Here is a 12,950-nt window from a genome sequence, read left to right as displayed (position 1 = left end):
GGTCAAACAAGATCGCCAGCGAGCCGCGGCGCTTGAGCGCTTCATTGTAGGCTGGCCAGTTCCTGGTCCTGTAGGCCGGGGGAGTAGGTCTTCTCATGCATCCCAGCTAACACGCTGGATTCATGAGATGAATCCCACACGGGATTTGTGCAACAGAGCCCCCCGCTACTATCGATGGGCTGAATACTAGGCTCAGGATGCATTGATTTCCGCCGCGCCGCGTGATTCAGGGCTCCGAAAACGGAGCGGTGACATGAGCGAACATTATTGGCTGACGGACGAGCAGATGGTGAAGCTCGAGCCCTTTTTTCCCGAAGTCGCACGGCAAGCCTCGGGTTGATGATAAACGGATGCTGAGTGGAATTATCTTCATCAACCGCAATGGGTTAAGGTAGCGCGATGCCCCTGCGGCCTACGGCCCGCACAAACGCTCTATAGTCGGTGGAAGCGGTGGAGCGAGAAAGGCATCTTCGCACGTATGATGGCTGGTCTGGCCGCTGAGCACGGCGAACAGAAGACCGTCATGATCGACGCGACCTACCTGAAGGTACATCGAACAGCGAACAGCATGGCTGCCAAAAAAGGGGGCGCGGTCGCCTGATCGGCCGAACCAAAGGGGGCATGAACACCAAGCTGCACGCCATATGCGACGGTCAGGGACGCCCACTCGACCTGTTCGTCACCGCCGGTCAGGTCAGCGACTACATCGCCGCGCGGGCTTTGCTCAGCAGCCTGCCCAGAGTTGACTGGCTGCTCGGGGATCGCGGCTATGACGCCGACTGGTTCCGGGAAGCGTTAAAAGACAAAGGGATACGCGCCTGCATCCCCGGCCGTAAGCAATGCAAGACACCGGTCAAATACGACAAGCGCAGGTACAAACGCCGCAACCGAATCGAGATCATGTTCGGCAGGCTCAAAGACTGGAGGCGCTTCGCTACCCGCTATGACAGATGCCCCAAAGTATTCCTTTCGGCCATCGCGCTCGCGGCAATCGTCATTTATTGGTTATGTATCCTGACCCTAGCCGTTTTTTGTACCGACGGGTCTCCGTCATTGGTCAGAGTCTTCTTGGCTGCATCTCGCAGTTTGCGTGCTTCGGCCAATGCAACATCCGGATACTGGCCGTGCGATCGAAGTCGTTCTTTACTTAGACGACGAAACTTTTGTTGCCATAACGTCGAACCGTTCGGCTTCACCTAAACAAACAAGCCGCCAGCTTCGGCTAACTTGTATGGCTTTTGTTTTGGTTGTGCTTTTCGAATCTTCAGGTTGGAAAGTGCCATTGGGGGTATCAACCTTGGACTGTGGGGGTGATACCGCTAAGAATACCCCAAATGCCATGTTTCCTGGGGGTGTCGAGTGTTCTGGTATGTTCAGAATGATACCAGAATAGCGGCCAAAAACTCAATGAAATTGAGCGTTTATGAGTAGTTATGTTCGGAAGAAATGGTGCCCAGGAGAGGACTCGAACCTCCACGTCCATACGGACACTAGCACCTGAAGCTAGCGCGTCTACCAATTCCGCCACCTGGGCAGGTGTCGTGGAGGGGCGTTTAAGCCTACTGGCGGGGGGCGTCAACAGGATTCGGGAAGTTTTTTGAAAGTTTTTTGATGCGCGCATCTGAAGCGTGGGACAGGTGCCGGACTGAAACGGATTTATCGCCGGGGCGCGGCGTTATTGTGCCTTGTTTGCAGTGCTCTGGGGCGATAGATCGGATCAGGACCCATTTAGCAGGAGCCGTTTCATGTCCAAACTGGTCACGATTTATGGTGGATCGGGATTCGTAGGTCGCTACGTTGCGCGCCGTATGGCGGCTCAGGGGTGGCGTGTTCGGGTCGCGGTGCGGCGCCCGAACGAGGCGATGTTCGTCAAGCCGTATGGTGCAGTGGGGCAGGTCGAGCCGATCCTGTGCAATATTCGCGATGATGCCTCGGTGGCCCTGGCCATGAAAGGTGCCGATGCCGTCGTCAACTGTGTTGGGGTTCTGAACGAGCTGGGTAAAAACACCTTCGACGAAGTGCAGGTTGAGGGCGCGGAACGGATCGCGCGGTTGGCTGCGGAACAGGGTGTGACCCGGATGGTTCACATCTCGGCAATTGGTGCGGATGCGGAGGCGGACAGCGTCTATTCGAGAACCAAGGCCAAAGGCGAGGCGGCCGTTCTGGCCCATATGCCGGATGCCTTGATATTGCGCCCATCCGTTATTTTCGGGACCGAAGATCAGTTCTTCAACCGCTTTGCCGGCATGGCGCGCCTTGGGCCGTTTCTACCCCTGGCCGGTGCAGAAACACGGTTTCAGCCGGTTTATGTCGATGACGTGGCAAAAGCCGCTGTTTTGGGCATTCTGGGTCAGGCAGACGCGGGTATTTACGAACTTGGCGGTCCCGAGGTCAAATCGTTCCGTGAGCTGATGCAACAGATGCTGGGGGTTATCCACCGGAAGCGCATCATTATCGGGTTGCCATTCTTTGCGGCGCGTATCATGGCCGGAGTGCTGGATATTGTGAAGTTTGTCAGCTTTCAGCTGTTCCCAAATACGATCCTGACACGTGATCAGCTGAAGAACCTGCGCCATGACAATGTTGTTTCGGATGGTGTGAAGTCTTTCCCAGACCTCGGGATTGAGCCTGCAACGCTTGAGTCGGTTCTTCCGGATTACCTGTGGAAATTCCGCCCGGCCGGTCAATATGACGACATTCAGAATTCGGCCGGAAACCTGCGGATCTGATCAACTGTAGGCGATTGTCAGCAGTATGACGCCCAGAAAAACGCGATAGATGACGTATGGCGTAAAGCTGACGCTGCGCAAAAGGCGCATCATGAGGCTGAGGGCAAGGAGCGCGGAAAAGAACGCGAAGGCCGCCGCAATCGCGCCGTCTTTGGCCAGTTGCGCGTCCGCGTTTCGGACCACGTCCACGGACAATAGTGTCCCCGAGGCAAGGATCGTTGGGATCGACATTAGCATGGCGATCCGTGCGCCATCTTCCCGCGTGTAGCCAAGTTGGCGTGCGCCCGTGATCGTGATCCCGGATCTTGATGTGCCCGGGATCAGGGCCAGCACCTGCCACAACCCCATGATCGCCGCATCCCGCAGGCTCCAGTCACCGGCGTGTTTGGACTGAGGTCCTTTTTGGTCCATCCAGTACAGCAACAACCCAAATCCAAGCATGGTCCAGCCGATCACGGCGATGGACCGAAGGCTTTGGCTGAGACCGGTCAGGTAGAGGACAGCGCCAACCATGACCGTCGGGATCGTCGCAATGATCAGCCCGGCGGCCAGCCTGGATTGCGGCGTATCAAGTCGACCGCTTAGTGCTCGGGGAAGTCCGGCGAAGGCCTGTTTAACATCTGTCCAGAAATACAGAACAACAGCGCCCAATGTACCGACATGCACGGCCACATCGATGGCCAGGCCCTGATCATTTAGCCCGGTAAGGCTGGGCAGCAGGATCAGGTGCCCCGAAGAGGAAACCGGCAGAAATTCGGTTATTCCCTGAATAATCGCCGCAAGAATCAATTGAAAAATGCTCATCCGCCCGCCGTGACGCTGCCGTGTTTTCGTTATGAACAATGGGTATAAGCGTGATGAAGAAAAGAAAAGCAGGCAGATAGGTCCGAATCGGTTCTAAAATATGACAAATTCCCAGAATTTTTTCACCACTGCGTGCGAATTTCTTAAAATAGGTCAGTACAATTGACTTTTCATCCAACCTGCGATCTCTTAAAGAAAACCGACCTAGCCAATTCATGGAGTCCGACCCGTGGCCAAGCAACCGATGCTGAAATTTGTGCAGATCGACCGCGTCATGCCCAAAAAGCGTGCCGCTGATGACCGCAAGGAAGACTTTTCCGAGATTTATGCCGAGTTTGCTGCCGAAAAGGCGGTCGAGCAGGCCAGTCGCTGCAGCCAGTGCGGTGTTCCCTATTGTCAGTCGCATTGTCCGCTGCACAACAATATTCCGGATTGGCTGCACCTGACTGCTACCGGGCGCCTGGAAGAGGCCTACCAGACCAGCCAGGCGACCAATACCTTCCCAGAAATCTGCGGCCGAATCTGCCCGCAGGACCGCCTGTGTGAAGGTAATTGCGTGATTGAACAATCCGGCCACGGAACGGTCACCATCGGGACAATCGAAAAATACATCACTGACACGGCCTGGGACAAAGGCTGGGTAAAGCCGGTCGCGCCGGGCGCCGAGCGCAGCGAAAGTGTCGGAATCATTGGTGGTGGCCCCGGTGGCTTGGCTGCAGCCGACATGCTGCGCCGTGCAGGTGTTCAAGTGACGGTTTATGATCGTTATGACCGGGCCGGGGGCCTGTTGATGTACGGTATCCCGGGTTTCAAGCTGGAAAAGGACATCGTTCAGCGCCGCAATGATCTGCTGGCCGACGGTGGTGTCGCATTCGAGCTGAACTGTGACGTTGATGCGGACAAATTCGAAGAAATCCGCGCCAAGCATGACGCCGTGATCATCGCGACCGGCGTTTACAAGTCCCGTGATCTTTCCATGCCGGGCAGTGGTCTGGGCGGGATCGAGAAAGCCATCGACTTCCTGACTGCCTCGAACCGCAAGAGCTTTGGCGACGCGGTCGAAGATTTTGACAACGGTCGTCTGAACGCCGGCGGCAAGAAAGTCGTGGTCATTGGCGGTGGGGATACCGCAATGGATTGTGTGCGCACATCGATCCGTCAGGGCGCGACCTCGGTCAAATGTCTCTATCGCCGCGACCGGGCCAATATGCCGGGATCGCAACGCGAAACCCAGAATGCCGAGGAAGAAGGCGTGGTGTTCGAGTGGCTCAGCGCACCCAAAGGCTTTACCGGTGACGACAAGGTCTCTGGCGTGATGGTGCAGAAGATGCGTCTGGGTCAACCTGATGCTTCGGGCCGTCAGGCCCCCGAAGTGATCGAAGGCGCAGACTATGTCGAAGAGGCCGATCTGGTCATCAAGGCGCTGGGGTTCGAACCTGAAGACCTGCCCACACTGTTTGGTCAGCCCGACCTGCCCGTAACCCGCTGGGGCACCGTCAAGGCCGCGTTCCAGACAGGTGAGACCGAGATGGACGGCGTCTATGCCATCGGAGACATCGTACGCGGTGCCTCGCTGGTCGTATGGGCGATCCGGGATGGCCGCGACTGCGCCGACGCGATTATCGAGCGTTTCAACAGCAGGGCTGCCGTCGCAGCCGAATAACCCGAAAGCCCAGCGACAGGAGGGTCAGAATGCCCGAATTGCAAGGCCAATGTATGTGCGGCGCGGTCACAGTGACCGCTACTCCGGCGAAGGAATCGCTGGGCGCATGCCACTGCGATCAATGCCGCCGTTGGACCAGTTCGATGCTGATGACTTTTCAGGCTGAATCCGGTTACGCGGCATTGGGGCCTGTAAAGACTTATGCATCGTCCGACTGGGCCGAGCGTGCCTTCTGCGCGGATTGCGGTTCGGCACTTTGGTACCGGATCACCCTGCCGGGCGAGTTGCACGGACATACACAGATGGCGGCGGGCCTGTTCGAAGATACGGGCCACAAGCTGCAACTGGAACTTTTTATCGACAAAAAGCCCGATGGGTACGCGTTTGCAGGCGAGCGCAAGCAAATGACCACAGCCGAGGTCGAAGCCATGTTTGCCCAGCCGGAAGAAGGAGACAATCAATGACCAAATATGATGCCGATTGGGTGCGGGCCGAAGAGGCCAAACGCAAATGGCTGGCGGAAAACGGTCTCTATTCCGAGGAAGAAGAGCATTCTTCCTGCGGTGTCGGCCTTGTTGTTTCCGTTGACGGCAAGAAAAGCCGCAAGGTTGTGGATGCCGGAATCGATGCGCTCAAGGCGATCTGGCACCGCGGCGCCGTGGATGCCGACGGCAAAACGGGTGACGGCGCGGGTATCCATGTGCAGATCCCGGTTCAATTCTTCTATGACCAAATTCGGCGCACCGGTCACGAGCCCAACCTGAGCGAACTGATCGCCGTTGGTCAGGTCTTTCTGCCGCGTACTGATTTCGGCGCGCAGGAGCGTTGCCGGACCATCGTGGAAACCGAAGTTCTGCGCATGGGCTATTACATCTATGGTTGGCGTCACGTGCCGGTTGACGTGACTTGTCTGGGTGACAAAGCCAACGCGACACGGCCCGAGATCGAACAGATCCTGATATCAAATTCCAAGGGCGTGGACGAAGAGACGTTCGAGCGTGAACTGTACGTGATCCGTCGCCGCATCGAAAAGGCGGCAATGGCGGCTGGGATTTCCGGCCTGTACCTGGCCTCGCTGTCTTGCCGCTCGATCATCTACAAGGGCATGATGCTGGCCGAACAGGTTGCAGTCTTCTATCCCGATCTGATGGACGAGCGTTTTGAATCGGCGTTCGCGATCTACCACCAGCGCTATTCCACCAACACCTTCCCGCAATGGTGGCTGGCCCAACCCTTCCGCATGCTGGCCCACAATGGCGAGATCAACACGCTGAAGGGCAACATCAACTGGATGAAAAGCCATGAGATCCGCATGGCCAGCGGCACCTTTGGCGACTATGCCGAAGACATCAAGCCGATCATTGCAGGCGGATCGTCGGATTCGGCTGCATTAGACTCTGTTTTTGAGGTTCTGGTGCGCGCGGGCCGCTCGGCCCCGATGGCGAAAACCATGCTGGTGCCTGAAAGCTGGTCCAAGCAGGCGGTCGAACTGCCGCAGGCATGGCGCGACATGTATTCCTACTGCAACTCGGTGATGGAGCCTTGGGACGGCCCTGCCGCGCTGGCCATGACTGATGGCCGCTGGGTCTGCGCCGGTCTGGATCGGAACGGGTTGCGCCCGATGCGCTATGTGGTGACGGGCGATGGTCTGGTCATCGCCGGGTCCGAGGCCGGCATGGTGTCGATCAACGAGGCGACCGTGGTCGAAAAAGGTGCGTTGGGTCCCGGGCAGATGCTGGCCGTGGACATGAAAAAGGGCAAACTGTTCCGCGACACTCAGATCAAGAACAAACTGGCCCGCGCGCTGCCGTTTGGCGAGTGGGTCGGCAAGATCAACGATCTTGATGCCACTTTGGCAGGCGTCACCGAACGTCCGTTGTTCACCGGCGAGGAACTGCGCAAGCGGCAGATCGCGGCCGGGTATTCGGTCGAGGAACTGGAGCAGATTCTGGCACCAATGGCCGAGGACGGGAAAGAGGCGCTGGCCTCGATGGGTGACGATACACCCTCGGCAGTGCTGTCCAGGCAATACCGCCCGCTCAGCCATTTCTTCCGTCAGAATTTCAGCCAGGTGACCAACCCGCCCATCGACTCGCTTCGCGAATATCGCGTGATGTCGCTGAAAACGCGGTTTGGCAACCTCAAGAACGTGCTGGACGAAGACAGCAGCCAGACCGAGATCATTGTGCTGGAAAGCCCCTTTGTCGGGAACACGCAATGGGAGAAGCTGGCAGAAAATTTCAATGCGACCCTGGCCGAGATCGACTGTTCGTTTGAACCAGGCGAAGGTGCGCTGGGCGACGCTTTGGCCCGTGTCAGAGCCGAAGCTGAAGAAGCCGTGCGCTCGGGCGCCGGGCATCTGGTCCTGACGGATCAGTATTCCGGTCCGGGCAAGGTGGCGATGCCGATGATCCTGGCCACCAGCGCCGTGCACTCTCACCTGATCCGTCAAGGCTTGCGGACGTTCTGCTCGCTGAATGTGCGGTCGGCGGAATGCATCGACCCGCACTATTTTGCCGTGCTGATCGGATGTGGCGCCACCGTGGTCAATGCATATCTGGCCGAGGATTCGCTGGCCGACCGGATCGAACGTGGCTTGCTGGATGGCACGCTGACCGAAAATGTTGCGCGATTCCGCGAGGCAATTGACCAGGGCCTGCTCAAGATCATGGCCAAGATGGGCATTTCGGTGGTGTCGTCGTATCGTGGCGGTCTGAATTTCGAGGCGGTGGGACTGTCCCGCGCCATGGTGGCCGAATACTTCCCCGGCATGACCAGCCGCATCTCGGGCATCGGCGTGCATGGTATCCGGGTCAAGGCCGAGGAGATTCACGCCAAAGGCTGGGACAGCGGTCTGGATGTGTTGCCAATCGGCGGTTTCTACAAGGCGCGCAAGTCGGGTGAGACCCATGCTTGGGAAGCGACCTCGATGCATATGATGCAAATGGCCTGTAACAGAGCCTCATATGAGCTGTGGAAGCAGTATTCGGCCAAGATGCAGTCCAATCCGCCAATCCATCTGCGCGACCTGATGGATTTCAAACCACTCGGCAAGCCGATCCCGATTGAAGAGGTGGAATCGATCACTTCGATCCGCAAACGCTTTGTCACGCCGGGCATGTCGCTGGGCGCACTCAGCCCTGAGGCACACAAGACGCTGAACGTGGCGATGAATCGGATTGGCGCCAAGTCGGACTCGGGTGAAGGCGGCGAAGATCCGGCGCATTTCGTGCCGGAGCCCAATGGCGACAACCCGTCGGCCAAGATCAAACAGGTGGCCTCGGGCCGTTTTGGTGTGACCGCCGAATACCTGAACCAGTGTGAAGAATTGGAGATCAAAGTCGCCCAGGGTGCGAAACCCGGTGAGGGCGGTCAATTGCCAGGCATGAAGGTCACCGACCTGATTGCGCGCCTGCGTCATTCGACCAAGGGCGTGACGCTGATCTCGCCGCCGCCGCATCACGACATCTACTCGATCGAGGATCTGGCGCAGTTGATCTATGACCTGAAACAGATCAACCCGCGCTGCAAGGTGACGGTCAAGCTGGTTGCGTCCTCGGGTGTTGGCACGATTGCCGCCGGTGTGGCCAAGGCAAAAGCGGATATCATCCTTATTTCGGGTCACAACGGCGGCACGGGTGCCTCACCTGCGACCAGCATCAAATATGCCGGTCTGCCGTGGGAGATGGGTCTGACCGAGGCGCATCAGGTTCTGGCGATGAACAACCTGCGCGACCGCGTCACGCTGCGGACCGATGGCGGCCTTCGGACCGGACGCGACATTGTCATGGCCGCGATGATGGGGGCCGAGGAATATGGTATCGGCACTGCCGCCCTGATCGCGATGGGCTGTATCATGGTGCGTCAGTGCCAGTCGAATACCTGCCCCGTTGGTGTGTGCACACAGGACGAAAGCCTGCGCGCCAAATTCACGGGTAACGCGGACAAGGTTGTGAATCTGATTACCTTCTACGCACAGGAAGTTCGCGAAATCCTCGCCAGCCTGGGCGCGCGGTCCGTGGATGACATCATTGGCCGGGCTGATCTGCTGGCGCAGGTCAGTCGTGGTTCGGCGCATCTGGACGATCTGGACCTCAATCCGCTTTTGATCACGGTCGATGGTGCGCATGACATCGTGTATGACCGCGACAAGGATCGGAACGCAGTGCCGGATACACTGGACGCCGAAATTGTCCGCGACGCGGCGCGGTTCCTGAGAGACGGCGAGAAGATGCAGCTGTCCTACGCCATCCAGAACACGCACAGAACCGTGGGCACCCGTGTCTCCAGTCATATCGTGCAGAATTTCGGGATGCGAAACACTTTCCAGCCGGACCATCTTCACGTGAAATTGCAGGGATCGGCCGGTCAGTCCTTGGGGGCCTTTGCGGCTCCGGGTCTGAAGCTGGAAGTGTCGGGTGATGCCAACGACTATGTTGGCAAAGGTCTGTCGGGCGGCACGATCGTGGTGCGTCCGCCGCAGATCAGCCCGCTGAAAGCGGATGATAACACTATTATCGGCAACACTGTCCTGTACGGCGCAACCGACGGTCACCTGTTTGCGGCCGGCCGCGCGGGTGAGCGGTTTGCGGTTCGGAACTCGGGTGCCAAGGTGGTCATCGAAGGGTGCGGGTCCAACGGCTGTGAATACATGACCGGCGGCGTTGCCGTGATCCTTGGTTCTATCGGTGCAAATTTTGGTGCCGGTATGACCGGAGGGATGGCCTATCTGTACGATCCTGACGGTCAGGCGCAGCTTCTGATGAACATGGAGACACTTGTCACCTGTCCGGTCACGGTGAGCCACTGGGTAGATCAGTTGCAAACGCTGATCAAACGGCACGCAGCCGAGACCGGAAGCCGCAAAGCAGCGGATATCCTGCAACACTGGGATGTCGAAAAGGCCAACTTCCTGCAGGTGTGCCCGAAGGAAATGCTGAATAAACTCAGCCATCCGCTGAGCGAAGAGATCGCAGCAGTTCCGGCGGAGTAAACAGACCCTAAACAAGGTCAAAACCCTGCGTGTTTCCACAAACACGCAGGGTTTTCCTTTGCATGCATATGGCACAGGGGCTGAAATTTAGCCCGTTCCAAACGCGCCTCATGCGTCGTATAGCAAGGGTATGGCAAAAAAAGCAGCGCGCGGAACGCGTGGTAAGAAATCAAAGGCAACAAAGTCAAAGAAGCTATCGATATCGCGGATTCGCCGCTGGCTGACACGTGGGTTGTTGGCCTGTGTCGCGTTTGTGGTCGGTCTTGTGCTGCTCTATTCGGTCGTCAACCCACCGATTACGCATACAATCTGGTCCGAGTGGCGCCGGTTGGGCAAAGTTGAGCGCGACTGGGTTCCGATCGAAAAGATTTCCCCGGTGATGGCGCGATCGGTCGTCGCTGCAGAGGACGCGAATTTCTGTCTGCACTGGGGCTTTGACATCGAGGCCATCCGGGACGCGCTGGAAGATGGGGGCGCACGCGGCGCGTCGACCATTTCGCAGCAGGTCGTCAAGAACGTGTTCCTTTGGCAAGGACGCAGTTGGGTGCGCAAGGCGCTTGAAACCTCGATCACGCCGGTTGTCGAACTGTTCTGGAGCAAGCAGCGCATTCTTGAGGTTTATCTGAATGTTGCTGAGACCGGGAACGGGGTTTTCGGGGTCGAGGCTGCCGCGCAAACGCATTTCAACGTATCTGCCGCTAATTTGACGCCGGTTCAGGCCGCGCGGATCGCTGCAATTCTGCCTTCGCCCAGGAACAGATCCGTTGCGGATCCGTCGGTTCGCACGCGCCGCCGGGCTGCCGCGATACGGGACGGAGCGGCCACCATCCGCGCAGATGGTCGCGCGGATTGTTTCGAGGATTGAAACCCAAGGCTGCTCAAGGCTAAAGCTTGGTTGTATTCACTGCTTTGATTGGAAGCTCATGGCGCGCCTGTTTCACGTTCCCCTGTCCCCCTATTGCCGCAAGGTTCGTCTGTCGCTGGCAGAGAAGAAAATCGAAGTGGAACTGGTTGAGGAACGGTACTGGGAGAAAGATCCGGATTTTCTGCGCCGAAACCCCGCAGGAAAGGTTCCCGTATTGCGCCTGGACGGGCAGGTGATGTCGGAAAGTGCGGCGATTTGCGAGTATATCGAGGAAACCCGCCCCGAACCCGCGCTGATGCCCAAAACGCCCGAAGCGCGCTATGAAGTAAGGCGTCTGGTCGGCTGGTTTGATGACAAGTTTCATCACGAGGTGACATCGAAACTGGTGTACGAGCGGGTCAACAAGAAAGTGACCGGGGAAGGCTATCCGGACAGCAAGCGCGTCAAGGAAGGTGCGCGCGCAATCAAGTACCATCTGGACTACATGACATGGTTGCTGGATCAACGCCGCTGGCTGGCCGGGGATCAGATGACGCTGGCGGATTTCGCCGCTGCCGCGCATCTGTCGGCATTGGACTATATCTCGGACGTGGACTGGAATCGCAGCCAGACGGTCAGGGACTGGTATGCCAAGATCAAATCGCGACCGGCGTTCCGGTCCATCCTGGCTGATCAGGTGCCGGGTTTCCGGCCTCCGCCCCATTACGCAGATCTGGATTTCTGATAGGGTCGGGGCGCAGGGGGCCTTCCGCCCCCTCTTGGCCCGTCGGGCCAATTCACCCCCGAGGATATTTTTGGCCAGATGAAGAACGGATTGGGTTTGAAAGAAAAGCTGGTCGCCCAGGCGTTAAGCGAGGGCTTTGTGTCCTGTCGGATTTGCAGGCCCTGGGACGTGCCGCAGGTTCCGGACCGGTTGGAAGCGTTTCTGCAGGCCGGATATCATGGGCAGATGGGATGGATGGCAGAGCGCACTCATTGGCGTGGTGATCCGGCGGTTTTGTGGCCCGAGGCCCGGTCGGTGATAATGCTGGCCGAAAGCTACGCGCCCGAACATGATCCGACCGAAATTCTGAACTATCCCGAAAAAGCGGCGATCTCGGTCTATGCTCAGAACAAGGACTATCATGATCTGGTCAAAAAGCGTCTGAAACGACTGGCGCGCTGGCTGATTGCCGAGGCCGGAGGCGACGTGAAAGTGTTTGTCGATACAGCACCTGTGCCGGAAAAGGCACTTGGTCAGGCTGCGGGAATGGGTTGGCAGGGAAAACACACCAATCTGGTTAGTCGGGATTGGGGCAATTGGGCCTTCATAGGGTCTGTTTTCACGACATTGGACTTGCCGGCCGATCCAGCGGAGATTGACCGCTGCGGGTCGTGCCGGGCCTGTCTGGATAGTTGCCCAACCGACGCGTTTCCTGTCCCGTACCTTTTGGATTCGCGGCGCTGTATCTCGTATCTGACAATCGAGCACAAAGGTCCGGTCGAGGAAGAGTTGCGCGGCAAATTGGGCAACAGGATCTATGGATGCGATGATTGTCTTGCGGCGTGTCCGTGGAACAAATTCGCGGTGGCGGCCAGTGACATTCGGTATGCGGCCCGGGATGACCTCAAGGCGCCTGCGTTAACTGATCTTGTGGCACTGGATGATGCCGCGTTTCGGGAGAAGTTTTCCGGCTCGCCCATCAAGCGGATTGGTCGCGACCGGTTCGTGCGCAATGTGCTGTATGCCATCGGCAATTCGGGCAATGCAGAACTGTGCAGAGCCGCGCAGGCGCTGACGGACGACCCTGATCCGGCAGTGGCCGACGCGGCGCGCTGGGCGGTAAAACGGCTGTCGTAAATGCCGCAAACAGGCTGGACGTGACGGCGCAAACCGCTAGACCCTTTGTCAGCGAA

At 58.1% G+C, this 12,950-nt stretch carries 8 protein-coding genes, 1 tRNA gene and 2 pseudogenes; 8 read left to right on the top strand and 3 right to left on the bottom strand.

Annotated features, from left to right (window positions below; genetic code table 11):
• Positions 1-97 (bottom strand): annotated as a pseudogene (locus tag ACR1XU_RS22360) (IS5/IS1182 family transposase); the annotation flags it as partial.
• A gap of 156 nt (positions 98-253) precedes the next feature.
• On the opposite strand from ACR1XU_RS22360, the pseudogene ACR1XU_RS22355 reads away from it, so the two are divergent.
• A pseudogene (locus ACR1XU_RS22355) lies at positions 254-1,008 on the top strand (IS5 family transposase); the annotation flags it as partial.
• 439 nt (positions 1,009-1,447) lie between these two features.
• Here the strand turns inward: ACR1XU_RS22355 and ACR1XU_RS22350 are convergent.
• Positions 1,448-1,534 (bottom strand) — tRNA-Leu (locus ACR1XU_RS22350).
• Positions 1,535-1,745: 211 nt separating this feature from the next.
• Between ACR1XU_RS22350 and ACR1XU_RS22345 the strand changes: the two genes are divergently transcribed.
• A complete protein-coding gene (locus ACR1XU_RS22345; protein WP_480906526.1) occupies positions 1,746-2,729 on the top strand; it encodes a complex I NDUFA9 subunit family protein in 984 nt (327 codons plus the stop codon).
• On the opposite strand, the gene ACR1XU_RS22340 is transcribed toward ACR1XU_RS22345, so the two are convergent.
• Complete coding sequence (locus tag ACR1XU_RS22340) at positions 2,730-3,533, bottom strand: undecaprenyl-diphosphate phosphatase (RefSeq protein ID WP_480906522.1); 804 nt, start codon at positions 3,531-3,533, stop codon at positions 2,730-2,732.
• 229 nt (positions 3,534-3,762) lie between these two features.
• Here ACR1XU_RS22340 and ACR1XU_RS22335 point away from each other — a divergent pair, with 229 nt between their 5' ends.
• From ACR1XU_RS22335 to queG, 6 genes are all read left to right on the top strand, one after another.
• On the top strand, positions 3,763-5,196 hold the full coding sequence (locus tag ACR1XU_RS22335; RefSeq protein WP_480906519.1) for an NAD(P)-dependent oxidoreductase: 1,434 nt from the start codon (positions 3,763-3,765) through the stop codon (positions 5,194-5,196).
• Between the two features lie 29 nt (positions 5,197-5,225).
• Entirely contained in the window at positions 5,226-5,660 is a 435-nt protein-coding gene (locus ACR1XU_RS22330) for a GFA family protein (RefSeq protein ID WP_170682587.1), read from the top strand.
• A complete protein-coding gene (gltB, locus tag ACR1XU_RS22325) occupies positions 5,657-10,189 on the top strand; it encodes a glutamate synthase large subunit (protein WP_480906516.1) in 4,533 nt (1,510 codons plus the stop codon). Before ACR1XU_RS22330 ends, gltB begins: the two co-directional genes overlap by 4 nt.
• Positions 10,190-10,319: 130 nt before the next feature.
• Entirely contained in the window at positions 10,320-11,054 is a 735-nt protein-coding gene (gene mtgA / locus ACR1XU_RS22320) for a monofunctional biosynthetic peptidoglycan transglycosylase (RefSeq protein ID WP_480906513.1), read from the top strand.
• Positions 11,055-11,112: 58 nt separating this feature from the next.
• A complete protein-coding gene (gene fzlA / locus ACR1XU_RS22315; RefSeq protein ID WP_170808350.1) occupies positions 11,113-11,778 on the top strand; it encodes an FtsZ-binding protein FzlA in 666 nt (221 codons plus the stop codon).
• A 78-nt stretch (positions 11,779-11,856) separates the two neighbouring features.
• Positions 11,857-12,894 carry a tRNA epoxyqueuosine(34) reductase QueG gene (gene queG, locus ACR1XU_RS22310; RefSeq protein ID WP_480906510.1) on the top strand — a complete coding sequence of 346 codons (1,038 nt, stop codon included), beginning with the start codon at positions 11,857-11,859 and terminating at the stop codon, positions 12,892-12,894.
• Positions 12,895-12,950 lie beyond the last annotated feature (56 nt).

Source organism: Ruegeria sp. D1(2025), from assembly GCF_056536425.1.
Note: the sequence above shows the minus strand (reverse complement) of the source record. Positions and strands in the feature narration are given on the sequence as shown.

What these genes read in the sequence shown, in the direction of transcription:
- fzlA (WP_170808350.1), top strand. Translation starts at nt 11,113, where the DNA reads ATGGCGCGCCTGTTTCACGTTCCCCTGTCCCCCTATTGCCGCAAGGTT.
- queG (WP_480906510.1), top strand. Translation starts at nt 11,857, where the DNA reads ATGAAGAACGGATTGGGTTTGAAAGAAAAGCTGGTCGCCCAGGCGTTA.
- gltB (WP_480906516.1), top strand. Translation starts at nt 5,657, where the DNA reads ATGACCAAATATGATGCCGATTGGGTGCGGGCCGAAGAGGCCAAACGC.
- ACR1XU_RS22330 (WP_170682587.1), top strand. Translation starts at nt 5,226, where the DNA reads ATGCCCGAATTGCAAGGCCAATGTATGTGCGGCGCGGTCACAGTGACC.
- ACR1XU_RS22345 (WP_480906526.1), top strand. Translation starts at nt 1,746, where the DNA reads ATGTCCAAACTGGTCACGATTTATGGTGGATCGGGATTCGTAGGTCGC.
- ACR1XU_RS22340 (WP_480906522.1), bottom strand. Translation starts at nt 3,533, where the DNA reads ATGAGCATTTTTCAATTGATTCTTGCGGCGATTATTCAGGGAATAACC.
- mtgA (WP_480906513.1), top strand. Translation starts at nt 10,320, where the DNA reads ATGGCAAAAAAAGCAGCGCGCGGAACGCGTGGTAAGAAATCAAAGGCA.